Annotated in this window: 18 protein-coding genes; 6 read left to right on the plus strand and 12 right to left on the minus strand. The window is 65.0% G+C overall.

Annotated features, from left to right (window positions below; all coding sequences use genetic code 11):
• Nucleotides 1-3 precede the first annotated feature (3 nt).
• The 11 genes from XI04_RS37015 to XI04_RS37065 form a co-directional block, all read right to left on the minus strand.
• The gene (locus tag XI04_RS37015; RefSeq protein WP_028143444.1) at nt 4-945 is read right to left on the minus strand and encodes an ABC transporter permease; all 942 of its coding nucleotides are present in this window, start codon (nt 943-945) and stop codon (nt 4-6) included.
• Nucleotides 946-955: 10 nt separating this feature from the next.
• On the minus strand, nt 956-2,464 hold the full coding sequence (locus XI04_RS37020) for an ABC transporter substrate-binding protein (protein WP_038947049.1): 1,509 nt from the start codon (nt 2,462-2,464) through the stop codon (nt 956-958).
• A gap of 22 nt (nt 2,465-2,486) precedes the next feature.
• Nucleotides 2,487-3,596 (minus strand): ABC transporter ATP-binding protein, encoded by a 1,110-nt coding sequence (locus tag XI04_RS37025; RefSeq protein WP_271609324.1) that lies wholly within the window; start codon nt 3,594-3,596, stop codon nt 2,487-2,489.
• Nucleotides 3,597-3,771: 175 nt separating this feature from the next.
• Nucleotides 3,772-4,761 (minus strand): ABC transporter ATP-binding protein, encoded by a 990-nt coding sequence (locus XI04_RS37030; RefSeq protein ID WP_271623909.1) that lies wholly within the window; start codon nt 4,759-4,761, stop codon nt 3,772-3,774.
• Nucleotides 4,758-5,468 (minus strand): DUF1028 domain-containing protein, encoded by a 711-nt coding sequence (locus XI04_RS37035; protein WP_271609326.1) that lies wholly within the window; start codon nt 5,466-5,468, stop codon nt 4,758-4,760. The genes XI04_RS37030 and XI04_RS37035 overlap by 4 nt, the downstream gene beginning before the upstream one ends.
• Before the next feature lie 9 nt (nt 5,469-5,477).
• Nucleotides 5,478-7,283 (minus strand): gamma-glutamyltransferase family protein, encoded by a 1,806-nt coding sequence (locus XI04_RS37040; protein ID WP_271623910.1) that lies wholly within the window; start codon nt 7,281-7,283, stop codon nt 5,478-5,480.
• A gap of 81 nt (nt 7,284-7,364) precedes the next feature.
• Nucleotides 7,365-8,354: an ABC transporter ATP-binding protein gene (locus XI04_RS37045; protein WP_028143438.1), complete on the minus strand. Its 990-nt coding sequence runs from the start codon at nt 8,352-8,354 to the stop codon at nt 7,365-7,367.
• Nucleotides 8,351-9,337 (minus strand): ABC transporter ATP-binding protein, encoded by a 987-nt coding sequence (locus XI04_RS37050; RefSeq protein ID WP_028143437.1) that lies wholly within the window; start codon nt 9,335-9,337, stop codon nt 8,351-8,353. Before XI04_RS37050 ends, XI04_RS37045 begins: the two co-directional genes overlap by 4 nt.
• A gap of 28 nt (nt 9,338-9,365) precedes the next feature.
• Nucleotides 9,366-10,337: an ABC transporter permease gene (locus XI04_RS37055; protein ID WP_028143436.1), complete on the minus strand. Its 972-nt coding sequence runs from the start codon at nt 10,335-10,337 to the stop codon at nt 9,366-9,368.
• Nucleotides 10,338-10,346: 9 nt separating this feature from the next.
• A complete protein-coding gene (locus XI04_RS37060; RefSeq protein WP_026201522.1) occupies nt 10,347-11,327 on the minus strand; it encodes an ABC transporter permease in 981 nt (326 codons plus the stop codon).
• Between the two features lie 104 nt (nt 11,328-11,431).
• Nucleotides 11,432-13,027 (minus strand): ABC transporter substrate-binding protein, encoded by a 1,596-nt coding sequence (locus XI04_RS37065; RefSeq protein WP_038947053.1) that lies wholly within the window; start codon nt 13,025-13,027, stop codon nt 11,432-11,434.
• Between the two features lie 305 nt (nt 13,028-13,332).
• Between XI04_RS37065 and XI04_RS37070 the strand changes: the two genes are divergently transcribed.
• The 6 genes from XI04_RS37070 to XI04_RS37095 all read left to right on the plus strand — a co-directional run bounded on the left by XI04_RS37070 (nt 13,333) and on the right by XI04_RS37095 (nt 21,169).
• On the plus strand, nt 13,333-13,590 hold the full coding sequence (locus XI04_RS37070; protein ID WP_028135213.1) for a DUF6489 family protein: 258 nt from the start codon (nt 13,333-13,335) through the stop codon (nt 13,588-13,590).
• Nucleotides 13,590-14,390 (plus strand): esterase/lipase family protein, encoded by an 801-nt coding sequence (locus tag XI04_RS37075; protein ID WP_038947054.1) that lies wholly within the window; start codon nt 13,590-13,592, stop codon nt 14,388-14,390. Before XI04_RS37070 ends, XI04_RS37075 begins: the two co-directional genes overlap by 1 nt.
• 47 nt (nt 14,391-14,437) lie before the next feature.
• Nucleotides 14,438-15,988 carry a WS/DGAT/MGAT family O-acyltransferase gene (locus XI04_RS37080; RefSeq protein WP_028143433.1) on the plus strand — a complete coding sequence of 517 codons (1,551 nt, stop codon included), beginning with the start codon at nt 14,438-14,440 and terminating at the stop codon, nt 15,986-15,988.
• 10 nt (nt 15,989-15,998) lie between these two features.
• Nucleotides 15,999-16,994, plus strand: coding sequence for an alpha/beta fold hydrolase (locus XI04_RS37085; protein WP_028143432.1), 996 nt, complete (start codon nt 15,999-16,001; stop codon nt 16,992-16,994).
• 114 nt (nt 16,995-17,108) lie between these two features.
• On the plus strand, nt 17,109-20,345 hold the full coding sequence (locus XI04_RS37090) for a bifunctional cytochrome P450/NADPH--P450 reductase (protein ID WP_095426352.1): 3,237 nt from the start codon (nt 17,109-17,111) through the stop codon (nt 20,343-20,345).
• Between the two features lie 149 nt (nt 20,346-20,494).
• On the plus strand, nt 20,495-21,169 hold the full coding sequence (locus XI04_RS37095; protein ID WP_271609329.1) for a spermidine synthase: 675 nt from the start codon (nt 20,495-20,497) through the stop codon (nt 21,167-21,169).
• Here XI04_RS37095 and XI04_RS37100 read toward each other — a convergent pair.
• Nucleotides 21,166-22,080 carry an alpha/beta fold hydrolase gene (locus XI04_RS37100; RefSeq protein ID WP_028143429.1) on the minus strand — a complete coding sequence of 305 codons (915 nt, stop codon included), beginning with the start codon at nt 22,078-22,080 and terminating at the stop codon, nt 21,166-21,168. The genes XI04_RS37095 and XI04_RS37100 overlap by 4 nt on opposite strands.
• Between the last annotated feature and the right edge of the window lie 155 nt (nt 22,081-22,235).

A 22,235-nucleotide genomic window follows, 5' to 3' on the forward strand; every position in this document is an offset into this window, starting at 1 on the left:
GCTCTAGCCCCGCAGCCGTGGATTGACGAGGATATAGGCGATGTCGGCAACGAGATTCAGCGTGATGTAGATCGTGGCCGTCACCAGCACGACGCCTTGCACGACGGCGTAGTCGCGGTTGAAGACGGCATCCACGATCAGCTTGCCGAAGCCGGGGATGGAGAAGATCTGCTCGGTCAGGACTGCGCCGGACAACAGCGTCCCGAGCTCGAGCGCGCCGAGCGTGATGACGGGCGTCAGCGCGTTGCGCATGGCGTGCTTCAGGATCACCGAGCGCTCCAGGAGTCCCTTGGCCCGGGCGGTGCGGACGTAGTCGCTTTCCAGCACCTGCAGCATGGCGCTGCGGGTATGCCGCATCAGGACCGCGGCAATGGCATTGCCGAGCACGAAAGCCGGCATGATGGTGGCCGCCAGGCTCGCACGCCAGTTCTCGGTGAGCGGCACGTAGCCGGACGCCGGCAGCCAGCCGAGCTCGATCGAGAACAGGAAAATCAGCATGATCCCGAGCCAGAAGTTCGGCGTCGAGATGCCCCACAGCGCAAACAGGTTCGCGCCGTAGTCCCAGGCCGAGCCCTTCTTCACGGCCGCGACGATGCCGGCGGGGATGCCGATCAGGAACGCGATCACGATCGCCATGCCGCCGAGCTGCAACGTCACCGGCAGCTTCTGCGCGATCAGCTCGCGCACCGGCATCTTGTTGCGCAGCGACTCGCCGAAATCGCCCGAGAGCACGCCCTTGATCCAGTAGGCGTACTGCACCGGGACCGGCTGATCGAGCCGGTACTGATGACGGATCTGCTCGATCACGGCGGGATCGCGCTCTTCGCCCGCCATCACCAGCGCGGGATCGCCCGGCAGCAATTGCTGCAGCGAGAAGATCAGCACCGAGACGAAGAACAGCGTCGGCACGATCTGCGCAAGGCGGCGGGCGAGGAAGTTCAGCATTCTCGCGGCGTCACTTCAGCTTGAGTCCGATGACACGCACGAGGCCGTCGGGCATCTGCTTGTAGCCTTCGAGCTTGGTCGTGTGCGCGATGATGATGCGGCGGTGGTAGAGGTACAGCAGCGGCTCTTCGTCCTGGACCAGCTTGGCCAGGGCCTCATAGCTGGCCTTGCGCTTGGCGGGATCGGTGACCGATCTCGCGTCTTCCAGTGCCTTGTCGGCCTGCGGGTTGTTCCACGCGCCGTAATTCTGCGGCGCGCCGCTGTGCAGGAACACGAAGCTGTTGCCGTCGGGATCGACGCGCCCGCTCCAGGCGAGCATATAGGCCTGGTAGTCGCCGGCCTCGGCCTGCTTCAGCCCGGTCGCGAATTCGGTGAGGCGGATCTTCATGTCGAACCCAGCCTCGGCCGCCATCGACTGGATCACCTGCGCCGGCGTCTCGGTCTCCGCGCCCTTGGGCACCAGGAAATCGACGCTGACCGGCGGTGTCGCGCCGGCTTCCTTCAGCAGCGCCTTGGCCTTCTCGACATTGCGGGGACGGACCGGAAGGGATTTCTGATAGTAGGGATGATCAGGGTTGACCCATTGATTGCCGACCTGAAACTCGCCGTTGAACACGACCTGGTTGATGGCGTCGCGGTCGATCGCGAGGTCGAGCGCCTGTCGCACCTTTGCGGATTGGCTGAGCGGCCCCTTGGCCTTGTCCTTGCCGATGTTGAGCGTGATGCCCTGATAGCCGAGCTCGATGGCGGTCGCGACTTTCAGCCGTGAATCCGCGCGGACTTCCTTCAGGTCGGTGGCAAGCACGCGCTCGATCAAATCGAGGCCGCCGGATTTCAAGTTCGCAAGCCGCACCGTGGCATCGACGATCGGCTGGAACACGATCTTGTCGATGAAGACGTTGTCCTTGTTCCAATAGTCCGCGAACTTTTCGAACACGATGCGGTCCTGCTGCACGCGCTCGACGAATTTATACGGGCCGGCGCAGACCGGGCGCAGGCCGAATTTGTCGCCGGCCTCTTTCGCCGCCTTAGGCGACACCATCATCCCGGCGCGGTCGGTGAGCTGAGCGAGCAGCGGCGAGAACGGTGACTTCAGCACCAGCTTGACCGTGAGGGGATCGACGACTTCGATGTGATCGACCGAGGCGAGCTCGGGTTTGCGGAAGGATCCGGGGAACGTCAGATGCCGTTCCAGCGAGAACTTGGCGGCTTCCGCGTCGAACGGTTCGCCGTCGTGGAATTTCACGCCGGGCCGCAGCTTGATGACCAGCGCCTTGCCGTCGTCGGCGGTTTCGCTCGACAGCGCGAGCTGCGGCACGATGTTGAGCTTCTCGTCGATGTCGAACAGCTTGTCGCAGAAGGCGGAGAACACGATGCGGCCGACATAGGTGCGCGCCATCGTGGGATCGAGGATGTCAGGGTCCTCGGCGAGGCCGATGCGCAGCGTGGTCTGGGCCTGCGCGGCTCCAAGCGACAGCAGGACGGCGGCGGCCGTTGCGGCCAGGCGAAACATCTTCATCGGACAGTCCCCATTGCTTCGGCTACGTCGTTGTGGGCGCGGTGCCTTGTATACCAACCCCGGCGGTGGCAGCGCCTTCCGTCTTTTGGCTGAAGGCGGCGACCAATTTTGCAAGCGCCGGCGAAAACCCGCCGGCTGCCGGCAATATGGCGTCGGCAGACGGCAGTTCCGCCGTGCGGTGGCAGGCGGCGGCGTGGCCCGTGCCGTCAGCTAGAAGCGCCGGCGCCTCGTTGCGACAGCGCTCGATCACGAACGGGCAGCGGGTGTGGAAGCGGCAGCCAGAAGGCGGATTGAGCGCGCTCGGGATCTCGCCCTCGAGCAGGACGGTCGCGCGCTTCACCTTCGGCTGCGGCAGCGGGATCGCGGACAACAGCGCCCGGCTATAGGGGTGGCGCGGCGAGGCGAACAGCGCGTCCGCCTCCGCCGTCTCGACGATCTGGCCGAGATTCATCACCGCGACGTGGTCGGCGATGTGCTTGACCACGGCGAGGTCGTGCGAGACGAAAATATAGGCGAGGCCGAGCCGGTCCTGGAGCTCGCGCAGCAGATTGAGGATCTGCGAGCGGATCGAGACGTCCAGCGCCGAGACCGGCTCGTCGCAGATGATCAGCTTCGGCTCGACCGCGAGCGCGCGAGCAATGGCGATGCGCTGGCGCTGGCCGCCGGAGAATTCGTGCGGATAGCGCCGCGCCAGCCTCGGCTCCAGCCCGACCAGCCGCAGCAACTCCGCGACGCGCGCACGCCGCTCTGCCGGCGGCACGAGATCGTGCAGTGCCAGCGGTTCGGTCAGGATCTGGCCGACCGTCATGCGCGGATTGAGCGAGGCGTAGGGGTCCTGGAAGATGATCTGGGCCTCGCGGCGGAAGGCGCGGAGCGCATAGGGATCGAGCGAGAGGAGATCGCGGCCGTCGAACCGGATCGTGCCCGCATCCGGCTCGATCAGCCGCAGCACCAGGCGGCTGACGGTGGATTTGCCGCAACCGGATTCGCCGACCAGGGCCAGCGTCTTGCCGGCCTCGAGCGAGAAGGAGACGCCATCAACGGCTTTGACATGCGCCAGCGCCCGGCCGAACAGCGAGCGCTCGGCGACGAAATGCTTGACCAGGCCTGTAACCTCGAGCAGAGCGGTCATCGTTCGTGATCCCGACGAAACTCAGTCTCGTGTCCCGGGCGCGGCGCAACGCGAAGTGTTGCGACGCTGAACCGGGAGCCAGTCTGCCGCCACATGGGCCCCGGTTCAGCAGCGCACCACCGCGCTGCGCTTGTGCTGCGCTGCGCCCGGGGAACGGGAAGAGAGAACGAGGTCATCACGACACCAGGCGTTCGAGCGGCGCGCGGATGCAGCGCGAGAGGTGGCCGGGGCTGACTTCGATCAGCGGTGGCGGCGCCGTGGTGCAGGCGTCCAGCACGAACGGGCAGCGCGCGGCGAAGCGGCAGCCTGCCGGCGGCTGCGCCATGCTCGGCACCATACCCTCGATCGTGGCAAGTTGTTCGGCCCGATGGTCGAGTCGCGGGATCGAGCCGAGTAGGCCGACGGTGTAGGGGTGCTGCGGCGCCGAGAACAATTCGTCCACCGGCGCGCGCTCGACGATCTCGCCGGCATACATCACCGCGACCTCGTCGCAGACCTCGGCGACCACGCCGAGATCGTGCGTGATCAGGATGATCGCGGCGCCGCTTGCCGCTTTCAACTCCCGCATCAGCTCCAGGATTTGCGCCTGCAAGGTGACATCGAGCGCAGTGGTCGGCTCATCGGCGATCAGCAGGCGCGGGTCGCAGGCCAGCGCCATCGCGATCATCACGCGCTGGCGCATGCCGCCGGAGAGCTTGTGCGGATATTCATCGATGCGCCGCCCGGGCGAGGGGATGTGGACCCGGCGCAGCAGCTCGATCGCCCGCTCGCGCGCGCTTTTCCGCGAGCCGCCGCGGTGGCGCAAAATGGTCTCGATGATCTGGTCGCCGATGGTGAAGCTCGGATTGAGCGAGGTCATCGGTTCCTGGAAGATCATCGCGAGCCGGTTGCCGCGCAGATTGCGCAGGGTCTGGTCCGGCGTCTTCAGGAGGTCGAGGCCGTCGAAGCGGATCGCGCCCGATATCTCCGCGCTTTGTTTCGGCAGCAGGCCCATGATCGCCAGCGAGGTCACGCTCTTGCCGCAGCCGGATTCGCCGACAAGGCCGAGGGTCGCGCCGTTGGCGACACTGAGGTCGACACTGTCGACCGCGTGGGTGATGCGGCCGTCGTCGCCGTGGAAGCGGATGCGGAGGTCCCTGATCTCGATGAGAGGGCTCGCGCTCATGATTGCCTTGCACGCGCTGCTTGGATGCTGGCGTCGATGACGCCGCGGTCGGTATTGCCGGCCGGGTTCCGTCGCGTCGGCATGGAATCGCGAAAATGCACCCAGAGCTCGTGGCTGACGTGTTCGAGTCGCTCGAGTTCGCCGAGCGGATCGGGATGGTCGTCGGCGCGAATGTCCAGCGCCGGCCATTCCTCCTCGCCGTGAATCAACAGCGCGGCAGACTGCTTGCCGCGCTTGTCGCCGCCGGCGGCTTCCCCGGCGCGCATCGCGGCGAGCAGGCGGCGCGGGAAGGGCAGGCTGTCGTTGGCGATATAGGTCTTTGCGGTCTCGTCGAGCACGTCGGCGCCGGCCAGCATGTTGCCGGCGATGGAAAAGCCGCTGCCTGCGATGTGCCCGCACCAGTCGACGCAGTCGCGCCCGGTATGTGCGGCGATCTCGCCGCTCGCATCCATGATGTGGATCTGACGGCTCTCGCGGCCACCGTCGGTCGCGAGTAGCGCGGCCAGCACGTCGCGCGCATTGAGGCCTTCCCGCAACAGCTTGACGCCGTCGATGCCGTAATAGGGATTGACGAAGGCCTGCGTCGCGATGGCGCCGACGCCGGCGGCAATATACGGCACGCGTGCGCCGACGGCGAAAAAACGTGTCGCAACAGCGATGCCGAACTGGCCGGTGAAAGGGTCTCGCGCGATGATCGACCAGGTCATGTGCTGCCTTCAGCGTCCCGCGGCGTAACCTTGCATGCCGCGCGGATTGGCGGCGGCGCGCCGGCGCCGACCCACGCGCGAGGCTGCGGTGAGCCGGCCTTCGGACCAGTCGGGACCGACTTCCACGATATGCCCGCGCTCACGAAGGTTCTCGATCGTCGCCTTGGGTATGCGATTTTCCACCACGAGCACGCCGGGGCGAGCGGTACGCGGCCAGAACGAGATCGGGAAATGCTCGGAATGCCAGGCCGGCGCGTCGATCGCTTCCTGGAGATTGAGATTGCAATGGACGTGGCGTAGGAAGAATTGGGTGATCCACTGGTCCTGCTGGTCGCCGCCGGGCGAACCCCAGGCGAGGTAAGGCTCGCCGTCGCGCAGCGCCATGGTCGGCGACAGCGTTGTGCGCGGCCGCTTGCCCGGTGCGAGCGAACCGGGTTGGTTCTCCTCCAAATCGAACATCTGGGCGCGGCTGCCGAGACAGAAGCCGAGCTCGGGAATGATGGGCGAGGATTGCAGCCAGCCGCCCGACGGCGTCGAAGACACTATGTTGCCAGCTTTGTCGATGATGTCGAAATGCACGGTGTCGCCGCGCACCTCGCCGAAGCGCCCCACGGTTGGTTCACCGGCGCCTAGCGCGCCAACGGCCTCGCGCTGGCCTTCAGCGCGGCGCAGCTTGACGACGCCGCCAAAGCCCTCGATCGCGCCGGGCCGGAGATCGAGCGAGGCCTTCTCGGTAATTAGCTTACGACGTTCGTCGTTATAGGCGTCCGATAGCAGCGTCGTAATCGGGATCTCGCTGAACTTGGGATCGCCGTAGAATTTCTCGCGGTCGGCAAAGGCGAGTTTTGCGCATTCGATCTGAAGATGGATGAACTCAGGCCCGGTCGGGTCGAGCCCGTCGAGGGCAAAGCCCTTCAGCAGTGCGAGCTGTTGCAGCGTCACCGGACCCTGGCTCCAGACGCCGGCCTTGCAGACGGTGTAGCGGCCATAGTCGTAGGTGAGCGGCGCCTCGACCGTCGGCTGCCAGCGCGCCATGTCGTCGGCGGAAAGCACGCCGCGATGCGGCGAGCCGCTGACGTCCATCACCTCCTGGGTGCGGCAGAATTTGTCGATGGCTTCCGCGACGAAGCCTTGCGACCAGGCTTTGCGCGCGCGCTCGATCTCGGCGTCGCGGCCACCGCCGCCGCTCTCGGCTTCGCTGAGAATCCGTGCGTAGGTCGCGGCCAGCGTCTCGTTGGTAAAGAGTGTGCCGGGCTTCGGCACCTCGCCGTTGGGGAGATAGACCGCGGCGGAGGTCGGCCAGTGCTTGCGGAATAATTGCTCGACGGTCTGGATCGTGGCGCAGGCGCGCTCGACCAGCGGATAGCCGTCGCGGGCATAGGCGATCGCGGGTTCCAGCACGTCGCGCACGCGCATCGTGCCGTAATCGCGCAGCAACATCATCCAGGATTCGAAGGTGCCGGGGACGCAGGCCGCGAGCAGGCCGGTGCCGGGCACCATGTCGAGGCCTTCGCTCTTGTAATGCGCGATGGTGGCGCGTGCCGGTGCCGGGCCCTGGCCGCAGATCACCTCGGTGCGGCCGCGCTTCACGTCGTGGACGATGATGGGGACATCGCCGCCGGGGCCGTTCAGATGCGGCTCGACCACCTGGAGCGTGAAGGCGGTAGCGACGCCGGCGTCGAAGGCGTTGCCGCCCTTTTCCAGGATGGCCATGCCGACGGCGGTCGCGATCCAGTGCGTAGTGGCGACGACCCCGAACGTGCCTTCGATCTCGGGGCGGGTCGTGAACGGATCGGGATTGACGATGCTGGCCATGGATTACCTCATTTGCGGCGCGCGCAATTGATCACAGGCGATGTCGCGCCGCCAATGCGCTGCCGGCATGGCACGCGCGCGTCACGCCGGGACCGGCGCGGTGTTGACGGCGTGGCAGGCGACGCCGTCGATCAGTTCCGGCGTTTCCTTGCGGCAGAGATCGAACGCCAGCGGGCAGCGCGGATTGAAGGCGCAGCCGGGCGGCGGATTGATCGGGTTCGGGATCTCGCCCTTCACCGGAATGCGCTGGCGGCCGCTCATGGCAAGATCAGGCACGGCGCCCAGCAGCATCTTGGTGTAGGGCATGCGGGGACGTGCGAACAACTCCTTGCCTTCAGCGATCTCGACGATGCGGCCGAGATACATCACGCCGACGCGGCTCGCCATGTGGCGGACCACGGCGAGGTTGTGGCTGATGAACATGTAGGTCAGGCCGAACTTGTCCTGGAGGTCGCGCATCAGGTTCAGGATCTGCGCCTGCACCGAGACGTCGAGCGCCGAAGTCGGCTCGTCGCAGACGATGAACTCGGCGTCCGATGCGAGCGCCCGGGCGATCGCGATGCGCTGGCGCTGGCCGCCGGAGAACTCGTGCGGAAACTTCAGCCGGTCGTCGGGATGCAGGCCGACCAGGCTGAGCAGCTCGCCGACGCGGGCCTGGATGTCGCGCTCGCCCTGGATCAGGTCGAAGGCGCGGATCGGCTCGGAGATGATGGCATCGACGCGAAAGCGCGGGTTCAGGCTCGCATAGGGGTCCTGGAAGATCATCTGGATGCGGCGGCGCAGCTTCCTGCGCGCCGGCGCCTGCCGCGGATCCGTCATCGAGACGCCGTCGATCAAGACATCGCCGGAGCTCGGCGGCAGCAGTCCCACGACCATCCGCGCCACCGTGGTCTTGCCCGAGCCGGACTCGCCGACCAGCGCAAACGTCTCGCCCTTCCTGATGTCGAAGGTGACGTGATCGACCGCCTTGAGATATTCGAGATGCCCGCCTTCGAGCATGCGGTTGAGCCAGGGTTTCGAGACGTCGAACACCCGGCGCAGATTTGTGGCCTGGACGAAGGAAGCGCTCATGCCGCGCTCTCCGCCGGCACGCTGTCATAGAGATGGCAGGCGACCGATTGCGCACCGCGCGGCAGCGGCTCCGGTCGATCAACGCGACAGCGGTCGAACGCGAAGGCGCAGCGCGGGTTGAACGAGCAGCCGCGCGGGATCGCCGACAGCCGCGGCATCGAGCCGGGAATCTGCATGAGACGCTTGTCGTCGCCGGCCAGCGTCGGGATCGCGCCCATCAAGCCCTTGGCATAGGGATGCAGCGGGTTTCTGACGACATCCTGCACCGGACCGATCTCGGCGACACGGCCGGCATACATCACGGCGACCCGGTCGGAGGTCTCCGCGATCACGCCCATGTCGTGCGTCACCAGCATCACGGCGGTGCCGTGGTCGCGGCCGAGCCGCTTGATCAGCGAGATGATCTGCGCCTGCACGGAGACGTCGAGCGCGGTGGTCGGCTCGTCCGCGATGATCAGCTCGGGCTCGGCGCAGATCGCCAGCGCAATGACGACGCGCTGGCGCATGCCGCCGGAGAATTCGTGCGGGTAGCCGTCGATGCGCTTTTCCGGCGCGGGAATGCCGACCTCGGCAAGCAGGTCGATGGCGCGGCGGCGGGCGGCCGTCTCGGACAGGTTCAGGTGGGTTCGGATCGTCTCGATGATCTGGTCACCGACCCGGTAGAGTGGATTGAGCGAGGTGAGGGGGTCCTGGAAGATCATGCCGATCCGTTTGCCACGGATGCGGCGCATCTCCTCCGGCGGCAAATTGTCGATGCGCAGGCCGGCCAGGCGAACCTCGCCGCCCGCGATCCGGCCGGGCGGGTCGATCAGGCCGATCACGGCGAGGCCGGTCACGGATTTTCCGGCGCCGGATTCGCCGACCACGCCCAGCACCTCGCCCTTGGCGATGTCGAAGGAGACACCGTCGATGGCGCGCAGCGTGCCGCGGCGGGAGGCGAACTCCACCTGAAGGTTGCGAACGGAGAGGATGGGCTCGGTCATGGGTGAGGCGCTCTTATCGAAGTTTTGCTCATCGGAGCTTCGGGTTGAGCGCGTCGCGCAGCCAGTCGCCGAGCAGGTTGATCGACAGGATCAAGCCGGCCAGCGCGAGGCCGGGGAAAGCGACAATCCACCATTCGCCCGCGAACAGATAATTGTTGCCGATGCGGATCAGCGTGCCGAGCGAGGGCATGGTGTCGGGCAGGCCGACGCCGAGGAAGGACAGCGTTGCCTCGGTGATGATGGCCAGTGCGAGGTTGATGGTGGCGATGACCAGGATCGGGCCCATCGTGTTCGGCAGCACGTGCCGCAGCATGATCTTTGGCGCGGGCAGGCCGATCAGCTGCGCGGCGGCCACGTAGTCCTTGTTCTTCTCGACCATCACGGAGCCGCGCACCGTCCTTGCATACCCGACCCAGAAACTGAGGCCGATCGAGATCACCAGCACCACCAGCATGCTGGTGGCATCCAGACGGTTGCCGAGGATCGATTTCGCAATGCCATTGACCAGCAGCGCGATCAGAATGGCGGGAAAGGTCAGTTGCACGTCGGCGATCCGCATGATCACGCCATCGACCGCGCCGCCGAAATAGCCGGCGATCAGGCCGAGCGCGATACCGAGCGCGCCGGCGAAGATCACGCCGGCCACGCCGACGGCGAGCGAGATGCGCATCCCGTAGAGGATGGCGGAGAACACGTCGCGGCCCTGCTCGTCGGTGCCGAGCAGAAACGGGCTTTGGCCGTCGGCGGTCCAGAGCGGCGAGATGCGCGAGTTCATCAACTGGAGCTGCGCCGGATCGAACGGGTTCTGCACCGCGAGCGCCGATGCAAAGATCGCGAGCAGGAAGAGCAGCACGGTAATGGCCGCCGCCACCATGGTCAGCTTGGAACGGCGGAACGAGTAGAAGATGTCGCTGTCGAGGGCGCGGCTGAGCCAGCTGCGACCGGCATGCGCGGGCGGCGCGCTCTGCTTGTCGGAATTGGAGGCGACGGCGTCGGACATGCAGGGGCCTTATGTAGCGCGGCCGACGGTCGCGCGCAGGCGCGGATCGACTACGGTGTAGAGAATGTCGACCACCAGGTTGATGGTGACGAAGATCAGCGAGACCATCAGCAGATAGGCCGCCATGATCGGGATATCGACGTTTTGCACGGCCTGCACGAACAGCAGTCCCATGCCCGGCCATTGGAACACGGTTTCGGTGATGATCGAAAATGCAATAACCGAGCCAAACTGAAGGCCGGCCACGGTGATGACGGGAATGAGCGTGTTCTTCAGCGCGTGGCCGAAATGAATGGCGCGGGTGGTCAGCCCGCGGGCGCGGGCGAAACGAATATAGTCGGTTCGCAGCACTTCCAGCATCTCCGCCCGCACCAGTCGCATGATCAGGGTCATCTGGAACAGGCCGAGCGTGATCGAGGGCATGATCAATGCCTTCAGTCCCGACAGCGTGAGCAGGCCCGTGCTCCACCAGCCGAGCTTGACCACCTCGCCGCGGCCGAACGAGGGCAGCCAGCCCAATGTCACCGCGAACAGATAGATCAGGAGAATGCCGATCAGGAAAGTCGGCAATGAGATGCCGATCAGCGAAACCGCCTGGAATAATTTGGCCAGCACGGTGTCGCGCCTCAGCGCCGAATAGACGCCCATCAGAATGCCGAACACCATTGCAAACACGGTGGCGCAGATCGCAAGTTCCAGCGTGGCCGGCATGCGTTCCATCAGCAGGGTCGAGACCGGCTGGCGGAACTGGTAGGAGACGCCGAACTTGAATTGCGCGGCGTCGGCGAAATAACGCACGAACTGCACCGGCACGGGATCGTCGAGGCCGAGCGACTTGCGCACGGCTTCGCGTTCGGCCGCCGATGTGTCGATCGAGACGATCTGATTGACGGGGTCGCCGGCGAAACGGAACATCGAGAAGGCGATGATGCCGACGGCGAACATGACGCCGATGGCCTGAACGGCGCGGCGAAGAGTGAAAGCGAGCATGCCTTCCACTATCCTTGGGTGTGCGTGCGGTCGACGTCTTTGTCAGCCGGAAAAGGAAAGGTCCCGGATGCCTGACGCCGCCGGGACCTCGTGTTCAACTGGTGCTATTCCTTCTTGGTCGCCCAATGGAACATGACCAGATTGTCGGCGCGCTGCGGCAGGTTGACCTTCTTCGACACGCCCCAGGCCAGCGCCTGCTGGTGCAGCGGGATGTAGGACCAGTCCTTGTTGCCGATTTCGTAGGCCTGCTTGATCAGCTGGTTGCGCTTGGCAGTATCGGTTTCGACCAGCACCTTGTCGGTGATGGCGTCGAACTCCTTGTTGCAGTAGCCGCCGAGATTGGCCTCGCCGCGTGAGGATTTCGCGTCGTCGCGGCAGCCCATGATGTCATAGAGCACGTTGTGGGAGTCCATCGTGCTCGGCGTCCAGCCCAGGAGGTAGAACGAGGTCTGGTAGCCGCCCTGCTTCAACACCTTGGCGAAGTACTGCGCTTTCGGCTGCGCCAGCAGGTTGATCTTGACGCCGATGCGGGCAAGCATGCCGACGACGGCCTGGCAGATCGCGGCGTCGTTGACGTAACGGTCGTTCGGACAATCCATCGTGACCTCGAAGCCATCGGGATAGCCGGCTTCGGTCAGGAGCTTCTTGGCTCCATCGGGGTCGAATTTCGGCCGCGTGAACTCCTTGGACAGCACGAACAACTCCGGAGCGATCATCAGCGCCGATGGTGTCGACAGCTCGCGCATCACGCGCTTCTTGATCAGCTCGATGTCGATCGCCTTGTAGAAGGCTTCGCGGACGCGGACGTCCTTGAACGGGTTCTTGCCCTTGATGTTGGAGTAGAGCAGCTCATCGCGCATCTGATCGAAGCCGATGAAGATGGTGCGCAGCTCCGGCCCTTTCAGCACCTGGGCGTTGGGGCTGGAATCGACGCGGGAGATGTCCTGGATCGGCACCGGCTCGATGACGTCGACTTCGCCCGAGAGCAGCGCAGCGACGCGGGTTGCGTCTGAAGCGATCGGGGTGAAGACGATCTCCTTCAGGTTACCCTCGACCTTGCCCCAGTAGTTGGGGTTGGCCTTGAAAACCGTCTTCACGCCGGGCTGATGGCTTTCGATGGTGAACGGACCGGTGCCGTTCTCGTGGAGCGAGGCGTAGCTCGGCGTGGTCGCCGCCACCGGCGTCGGATCGACGACGTTGTTCTCCTCGGCCCATTTCTTGTCCATGATGTACCAGACATCCCACGAGTTATGCAGGATGGGATTGGGCGATGGCAAGACGAAGTCGACGGTGTAGTCGTCGACCTTGACGACCTTGACGTCGGGCGCAAGGCGGGTCTGCATATTGGACCCCTTCTTGCGGACGCGATCGGCGGAGAACACGACGTCGTCGGCGGTGAAGGGATCGCCGTTATGGAATTTCACGCCCTTGCGCAAATGGAAGCGCCAGCGGGTCGGCTCCGGAGTTTCCCAGCTTTCCGCCAGCGCCGGAATGATCTTGAGGTCCTTGTCGCGCGCGGTGAGGCCTTGATAGACGTGACCGAGATGGGCGTGGGTGGTGCTTTCGTTCAGCGTATAGGGATCAAGGGATTTCAGGTCACCCTGGTTGGCATAACGCAGCGTCTGGCTCGACGCCGGCGCGACCGTCAACGCAAGCGTACCGGCGAGCGTCGCCGCAAACAGACTTCGACCGACTGACATTCTTGACCCTCTCCACTCTGCCGTGCCGATGATTTTTGATTGTTCGGCAGGGCTGATTGATCCATGTTGCCCAGAGTTCTCGACCGGTGCAAGCGCCATTCCAGCAAGGAACGCGCCAAGTTGCACCGCTGTGCAGCAATGCTGACCGTGCCGCCTGGCATGGGGGACCGCGTCTTTCGACTTTGGTTGACTATATCGGCCGATTGCGGGACGCGGCATGTCGCGCCTGCATCAGGCCGCTTGCGTCGCACCACAACTCGCGGCGATACTGCCGGCAGGCCGCTCGAATCTCATCCGGAGGGGACATGAAAGTTAATATCGAAATCGACTGCACCCCCCTCGAGGCCCGCCAGTTCTTCGGTTTGCCTGACGTGGGACCGATGCAGACGGCGGTGATGGACAAGCTGCAGCAGCAGGTGCTCAGCAACATCGAGAAGGTCTCGCCGGAATCGCTGATCCAGAGCTGGTTCACCTTCGATCCCAAGATCGCGGAGCGGTTTCAGGACATGTTCGTCACGATGGCGGGCCTCGGCGGCACGCGCAGCAGCGACAAGAAGAAATAATGCCGTCCGGGCCAGACGGGCGGCAGGCCCCGGGCGGGCTTCGTCCGCCGGGCCTCGCCCTGCTGCTTGCAGAAGCGCGCGGCCTGTTCGAGTTCAATGCAAGCCTGTTGCTGTCGCCGATCCTGATGCGAGCGCCGAGGGGCGATGGCCATCCGGTGCTGGCGCTGCCGGGCTTTCTCGCCAGCGACCTCTCGATGGCCCCGATGCGGCGCTATCTCAGCGAGCTCGGCTATGAGGCACAGGCTTGGCGGATGGGCCGTAATCTCGGCGGCCTCGGGCGGATTCGGGAGTCGCTGCGCGCCCGTCTTGCCGAAATCCATGCTGCGAGCGGACGCAAGGTCAGCCTAGTCGGATGGAGCCTCGGCGGCGTCTATGCCCGCGATCTCGCGCTCCAGGCGCCCGACATGGTTCGCTATGTCATCACGCTCGGCAGCCCGTTTGCCAATGACGTGCGGGCGACCAACGCGACGCGGCTCTACGAAGCGCTGTCCGGCGAACGGGTCGAGGATCTTGCTGAGGCGCGCGAGGCGATCGCCGGCGATCTGCCGGTGCCGGCGACGTCGATCTATTCGCGGGCCGACGGCGTCGTGAACTGGCGGACCTGCCTGCTCCGTCCCTCCGACCGTGCCGAGAACATCGAAGTGCTCCTGGCGAGCCATATCGGGCTCGGGGTGAACCCCGCGGCGCTATGGGCCGTGGCGGACCGGCTGGCGCAACCGGAAGGGGAATTCTCGCCATTTGACCGGGCCGGGCCGTTTGCCATTGCATATGCCCCGCCGGAACAGGCAATATCGGCCTGACGAGAAGCGCCAGAAGGCGCCCGTCAAAATTGTTGCGGGAGGGAATTATGGCTGACGGTAAGAAGCTGTCGTCGCTGGACGCGTCGTTTCTCTATCTGGAAACGCCGGAGATGCCGATGCATGTCGGGAGCATGGCGATCTTTCGCCTGCCCGACGATTACAAGGGCGACTTCTTCGAAGACTTCAAGGCGATGATCGTCTCGCGCCTGCATATCGCGCCGATCCTGAAGGCGCGGCTGGAGAAGGCGCCGCTCGACATCGATCATCCCTCCTGGGTCGAGGACGATCAGTTCGACATCGACCGTCACATCTTCCGTGCCAGCCTGCCGCAGCCGCGCGACCGTGCCACGCTGGAGCGCATCGTCGGCTGGATGCACGCCAAGCTGTTGAACCGCGCCCGCCCGCTCTGGGAGTTCTACGTGTTCGAGGGCATGAAGGACAACGAGGTCGGGCTCTATTCCAAGATGCACCATGCCGCCATCGACGGCGGTGCCGGTGCGGCGCTGACCAACATGATCTACGACATCTCGCCGATCCCGCGGAAGGTCGATCCGCCGGCGGCTGGCAGCAAGCCCGGACAGGAGCCGCGCGACATCGCGGCGAACCTGCTGGATTCCTACCAGCAGCTTTTCAACCAGCCGCTCGACGCCGGCAAGGCCGCCCAGAACCTGCAACTGCCGCGCACCGGCAAGAGCGACATCGGCTCGATCCTGTTCGACAACGCGATGTACCAGATCGAGAGCGCGGTGCGCTTCGCGGGCAATATCCCGACCATGGTCAAGAGCGTCTCCGATGTGCTCGGCAAGGTCGCCGATCCCAAATCGCGCGAGAGCCTTGCCAGCATGGTGTCGCCGCCGACCATGCTGAACAAGACCATCTCGTCGGAGCGAAGCTTCGCCGGTGTGTCGATCCCGCTGTCTCGCGCGAAGGCGCTGGCCAAGCAGGCCGGCGGCAAGCTCAACGACGTCGTGCTGGCGCTCGCCTCCGGCGTGGTCCGGCGTTACCTGAAGGAGTACAGCACGCTGCCGGCGAAATCGCTGACCGCGGCGGTACCGATCTCGCTGCGCGAGGAGGGCAACACCGAAGCCAACAACCAGGTGTTCGGCATGATCTGCGCGATCGCGACCAACATCGACGATCCCAAGGCGCGGCTCGAAGCCATCATCGCGCAATCGACCAAGTCCAAGGAGATGTCGCATCCCCTGCGCGCGCTGATGCCCCAGGTCTCCAACATCTCGATGCTGGGCGCGCCGATCATGGTGCAGATCCTGGCGTTGCTCTACAGCCGCTCGAACCTGTCGGACGTGCTGCCGCCGGCTGCCAACATCACCGTGTCCAACGTGCCGGGGCCGCGGCAGACGCTTTACGCTGCCGGCGCGGAGCTATTGCACATCTTCCCGGTGTCGATCTCGACGCACGGGCAGGCGCTCAACATTACCGTGCAGAGCTATCGCGACCAGCTCGATTTCGGCTTCATCGTCGGCGCCAACATCATTCCGCATGTGCAGGTGATGTGCGACATGCTGCCGGAGGAGTTCGCCGCGCTGGAGGCGGCCTACGCGCCGCCGGCGACCGACATCAAGGGCGCTGCGGAATAGGAATGGTTCGATGATTGAAATGCCACAGCTCAAGTTCGTGCACACGAACGGAATCCGCATGGGATATTACGAGGCGGGCCCGATCACGGACACGCCGCCGATCGTGCTGTGCCATGGCTGGCCCGAGCTGGCCTTCTCCTGGCGCCACCAGATCAAAGCGCTGAGCGAGGCCGGCATCCGCGTGATCGCGCCCGACCAACGCGGCTATGGCGCGACCGACCGGCCCGAGGCGGTCGAGGATTACGACATCGAGCACCTGACCGGTGATCTCGTCGGGCTGCTCGACCATTTGCAGATCGACAAGGCGGTCTTCGTCGGTCACGACTGGGGCGGCTTCATCGTCTGGCAGATGCCGTTGCGGCACATCGACCGGGTGGCGGGCGTGGTCGGCATCAACACGCCGCATACCAACCGTGCCTGGGCCGATCCGATCGAGCTCCTACGCGCCCGCTTCGGCGACAAGATGTACATCGTGCAGTTCCAGGACCCGGCGCGTGAGCCCGACAGGATTTTCGGAAGTCGCGTCGAACAGACTTTTGACGCGTTCATGCGCAAGCCGGCGCCGCGCCCGGCCGACGCGCCGGCAGAGGAGGTGGTTGCCGGCGTCGGCGCTTCTCCGCGGGTCAATCTGGCGTTTCCGCAGATGATCGCCAGCTATGACGCAAAGCATGATCCGCGTACGCCGATCCTGTCGCCGGAAGAGAAGAAGGTGTTCGTCGACAATTTCACCAGAACCGGCTTTACCGGAGGCATCAACTGGTACCGCAACATGTCGCGCAACTGGACGCGCGCCGAAGGGCTCGATCATACGGTGCGGGTGCCGTCGTTGATGATCATGGCCGAGAACGACGCGGTGTTGCCGCCGTCTTCCGCCGATGGCATGGACAAGCTGATCCCCGATCTCGAAAAATATCTGGTCCGCGACAGTGGCCATTGGACGCAGCAGGAGAAGCCGGAGGAGGTCAGCGCCAAGCTGATCGAATGGCGTAGAAGGCGGTTTGGGTGACGACGCAGTCGTCATCCTGGGGCGATGCGTAGCGTCGAACCCGGGATCTCGAGATTCCGGGTCTGGTCCTTCGGACCATCCCGGAATGACGCAAGGCAGGGGAAACGCACGTCAATGTCATCCAAGAACCGTCTGGACCCGATCCCGCATCCGCCGACCAAGCCGGTGGTCGGCAACATGCTTTCGCTGGACTCGGCCGCCCCCGTGCAGCATTTGACGCGGCTCGCCAAGGAGCTCGGTCCGATCTTTTGGCTCGACATGATGGGCTCGCCGATCGTGGTCGTCTCGGGCCACGATCTCGTCGATGAACTGTCTGATGAGAAGCGCTTCGACAAGACCGTGCGCGGTGCGCTGCGGCGCGTACGCGCGGTTGGCGGCGACGGGCTGTTCACGGCGGACACCAAAGAGCCGAATTGGAGCAAGGCGCACAACATCCTGCTCCAGCCGTTCGGCAACCGGGCCATGCAGTCCTACCATCCGAGCATGGTCGATATCGCCGAGCAGCTCGTCCAGAAATGGGAGCGGCTGAACGCCGACGACGAGATCGACGTCGTCCACGACATGACGGCGCTGACGCTGGATACGATCGGCCTGTGCGGTTTCGAGTATCGCTTCAATTCGTTCTACCGGCGCGACTACCATCCCTTCGTCGAGTCGCTGGTGCGCTCGCTCGAAACCATCATGATGACACGCGGCCTGCCGTTCGAGCAGATCTGGATGCAGAAGCGGCGCAAGACGCTCGCCGAAGACGTCGCCTTCATGAACAAGATGGTCGACGAGATCATTGCCGAGCGCCGCAAGAGCGCGGAGGGGATCGACGACAAGAAGGACATGCTCGCCGCGATGATGACCGGCGTCGATCGTTCGACCGGCGAGCAGCTCGACGACGTCAACATCCGCTACCAGATCAACACGTTCCTGATCGCCGGCCACGAGACCACCAGCGGCCTGTTGTCCTACACGCTCTATGCGCTGCTCAAGCATCCGGACATCCTCAAGAAGGCCTATGACGAGGTCGACCGCGTCTTCGGCCCCGACGTCAACGCGAAGCCGACCTACCAGCAGGTGACGCAGCTCACCTACATCACGCAGATCCTGAAAGAGGCGCTGCGGCTGTGGCCGCCGGCGCCGGCCTATGGCATCTCGCCGCTCAAGGACGAGACGCTCGGCGGCGGCAAGTACAAGCTTCGCAAGGGCACCTTCACCACCATTCTGGTAACCGCGCTGCATCGCGATCCCAGCGTCTGGGGACCGAATCCGGATGCGTTCGATCCCGATAATTTCAGCCGCGAGGCGGAAGCCAAGCGGCCGGTCAATGCCTGGAAGCCGTTCGGCAACGGCCAGCGCGCCTGCATTGGCCGCGGCTTTGCCATGCACGAGGCCGCGCTCGCGCTCGGCATGATCCTGCAGCGCTTCAAGCTGATCGACCACCAGCGCTACCAGATGCATCTGAAGGAAACCCTGACGATGAAGCCGGAAGGCTTCAAGATCAAGGTGCGCCCGCGCGTCGATCGCGAGCGTGGCGCCTATGGCGGGCCAGTCGCGGCCGCTACTTCGGCGCCGAAGGCGCCGCGCCAGCCGACCGCCCGGCCCGGCCACAACACGCCGATGCTGGTGCTTTACGGCTCCAATCTCGGCACCGCCGAGGAGCTGGCGACGCGCATGGCTGATCTCGCCGAGATCAATGGCTTTGCCGTGCATCTCGGCCCGCTCGACGATTACGTCGGCAAGCTGCCGCAGGAGGGCGGCGTTCTGATCATCTGCGCCTCCTATAACGGCGCGCCGCCTGATAACGCGACGCAGTTCGTCAAATGGCTCGGCGGCGACCTGCCGAAGGATGCCTTTGCCGGCGTGCGCTACGCCGTGTTCGGCTGCGGCAACAGCGACTGGGCCGCGACCTATCAATCGGTGCCGCGTCTGATCGACGAGCAATTGTCGGCGCATGGCGCGCGCGCGGTCTATCCGCGCGGCGAGGGCGATGCGCGCAGCGATCTCGACGGCCAGTTCCAGAAATGGTTTCCGGCGGCGGCACAGGTCGCGACCAAGGAATTCGGCATCGACTGGAACTTCACCCGCACCGCCGAGGACGATCCGCTCTATGCGATCGAGCCGGTGGCGGTGAGCGCCGTCAACACCATCGTGGCCCAGGGCGGCGCGGTGGCGATGAAAGTGCTGGTCAATGACGAGCTTCAGAACAAGGGCGGGTCCAAGCCCTCCGAGCGTTCGACGCGCCACATCGAGGTGCAACTGCCGTCCAACGCCAGCTACCGCGTCGGCGATCATTTGAGTGTCGTGCCACGCAACGATCCCACGCTAGTGGATTCGGTCGCGCGCCGCTTCGGCTTCCTGCCCGCCGATCAGATCAGGCTGCAGGTCGCCGAGGGCCGCCGCGCGCAATTGCCGGTGGGGGATGCCGTGTCCGTCGGCCGCCTGCTCAGCGAGTTCGTCGAGCTGCAGCAGGTGGCGACGCGCAAGCAGATCCAGATCATGGCCGAGCACACCCGCTGTCCGGTCACCAAGCCGAAGCTGCTGGCTTTCGTCGGCGAGGAAGCTGAGCCGCTCGAGCGTTACCGGGGCGAGATCCTGGCCAGGCGCAAATCGGTGTTCGATCTTCTGCTCGAATATCCGGCCTGCGAGTTGCCGTTCCATGTCTATCTCGAAATGCTCTCGTTGCTGGCGCCGCGCTATTACTCAATCTCGTCCTCGCCGTCGGTCGACCCGGCGCGCTGCAGTGTCACGGTCGGCGTGGTCGAAGGGCCGGCCGCCTCCGGCCGCGGCACCTACAAGGGCATCTGTTCGAACTATCTCGCCAACCGTCGCGCGGGCGATGCGATCTACGCCACCGTACGCGAGACCAAGGCCGGCTTCCGGCTTCCCGACGATCCCTTGGTGCCTATCATCATGATCGGCCCCGGCACGGGCCTTGCGCCGTTCCGCGGCTTCCTTCAGGAACGGGCCGCACGCAAGGCGAAGGGCGCCAGCCTCGGACCCGCGATGCTGTTTTTCGGCTGCCGCCATCCCGACCAGGATTTTCTCTACGCGGACGAGCTGAAGGCGTTGGCGGCGAGCGGCATCACGGAACTCTTCACTGCGTTCTCGCGCGCGGACGAACCGAAGACCTATGTGCAGCACCTGCTCGCCGCGCAGAAGGACAAGGTCTGGCCGCTGATCGAGCAGGGCGCGATCGTCTATGTCTGCGGCGACGGCGGCAAGATGGAGCCGGACGTGAAAGCGGCACTGGTCGCGATCCACCGCGAGAAGAGCGGCAGCGACGCCGCCGTCAGTGCGCGCTGGATCGAGGAGATGGGGACGAAGAACCGCTATGTGCTGGACGTCTGGGCGGGAGGGTAGGCAGAGATCGTAGGGTGGATTAGCCCGCGGCTGCGCGCAGCGCAGTCCGCCGGCGTAATCCACCGCTTCTGATCCCGTGGAAAGTAAAGAGGTGGGTTACGCCTTCGGCTAACCCACCCTGCGAATCCCGATCATGCTAAACGTCCCTCATGATTCCCTGGGAAAAAATCGGCACCGCCAAAATCCCCGGCTCCGACGAAGAGCTTCGCCTGATGCGGCGAGGTAAGGAGTTCTCCATCAAGCTCGGCACCAACGAGCTGATGAACAACCGCCTGTCGGGTTCGGAAGCCGCGCTCGCAACGCTCGCGGCGAAGCAGATCGAGACGGTCGCCAAGCCCGTTGTCCTGATCGGCGGATTGGGCATGGGCTTTACGCTGCGTGCGGCGTTGGCGGTGCTTGGCGCCAAGGCGAAGATCGTGGTCTCCGAGCTGGTGCCGGCGGTCGTCGTCTGGGCGCGGGGCCCGATGGCGGAAGTGTTCGGCGAGAGCCTCGATGATGCCCGGGTGAGCATCCGGGAAACCGATGTCGGCGAAATCATCCGGGCGCAGCGGTCGGCTTTCGACGCCATTCTCCTCGACGTCGACAACGGGCCGGAGGGACTGACCCGCAAGGGCAATGATGCGCTCTATAGTTCGAGCGGGCTGAAGGCGGCGAAGACGGCGCTGCGGCCGGGCGGCATGCTCGCGGTCTGGTCGTCGGGACCCAACCCGGCCTTCACCAAGCGACTTCGCAGCGCCGGTTTCGACGTCAACGAGGTCAATGTCCGCGCGACCGGCAGGGGCGGCGGTGCGCGCCATGTGATCTGGATGGCGAAGAACTGTTAAGCTGCCTGCGCCGCCGCGCCATGCGCGTGCTTGTCGATGGCGCCGATGATCTCAGGCCAGAACCGCATCGGCAGTGCATGGCCCATACCGTCGATCATCAACAATCTTGCGTTCGGGATTGACGCCGCCGTGTCCTTGCCGCCCTCAGGCCGCACCAAGGGATCGACGGTACCGTGGATCACGAGCGTCGGCGTCTGCACGGCATGCAGCCGCTCCTTGCGGCTGCCGGACGCGAGCACCGCGCGGAGCTGGCGGCCGACGCCGGCCGGATTGAGCCCGCGCGCGAACACGCGCTCGGCGCGTTCCGGGTCGAGCGCTTCCTCCTCCGGAAAATGCCCGGCGCGCAACACCTTCCAGGTCTGGCCGTAGCGGACGATGAACTCCTCCTTGCTGCGCGGCGGCGGCGCCATCAGCATTGCGGCCGCCTCGCGCGTCGGCGGCGGCACGCGCGGACTGCCCGTCGTCGACATGATCGAGGTCAGCGAGCGCACGCGCTGCGGGAACGACAGCGTGACCTCCTGCGCGATCATGCCGCCCATGGAGGCACCGACAAGATGCGCCGATTTGATGCCGAGCGCATCCATCAGCCCGATCGTATCCTTGGCCATGTCGATCAGCCTGTAGGTTGCCGCGACGGGAATCCTGAAGAATCGCAGCTTAAGCAGCTCGAGCGGGGTCAACCGCTTGCCGCCCGTCAGATGGCTCGACTTGCCGATGTCGCGATTGTCGAAGCGGATCACGCGGAAGCCGCGTGCGGCAAGCTGCTCGCAGAACGCATCGTCCCAGTGGATCATCTGGGCGCCTAATCCCATGATCAGCAGCAGCGGCTCGGCATTGTCGTTGCCAAAAATCTCGTAGCAGATCTCGATGCCATTGGCGCGGACTGTCTGGGGCGGCTGATGGGCGTTCACGGGCGCGTTCCCTCAAGCGTTTGACTGATGCTGTATCGCACGGTTTCCCGTTGCAATGAAAGCCGCGCGCGGCACCGAGCCGCTGCTTGCCGGTTGACCGGCACGGCGCAACGGTGTGGTATGGCGAAAAAGAAGAGCATCGAAGCTCTCGACAT

This window comes from Bradyrhizobium sp. CCBAU 11430 (assembly GCF_028128855.1).
Lineage (GTDB): Bacteria > Pseudomonadota > Alphaproteobacteria > Rhizobiales > Xanthobacteraceae > Bradyrhizobium > Bradyrhizobium ottawaense.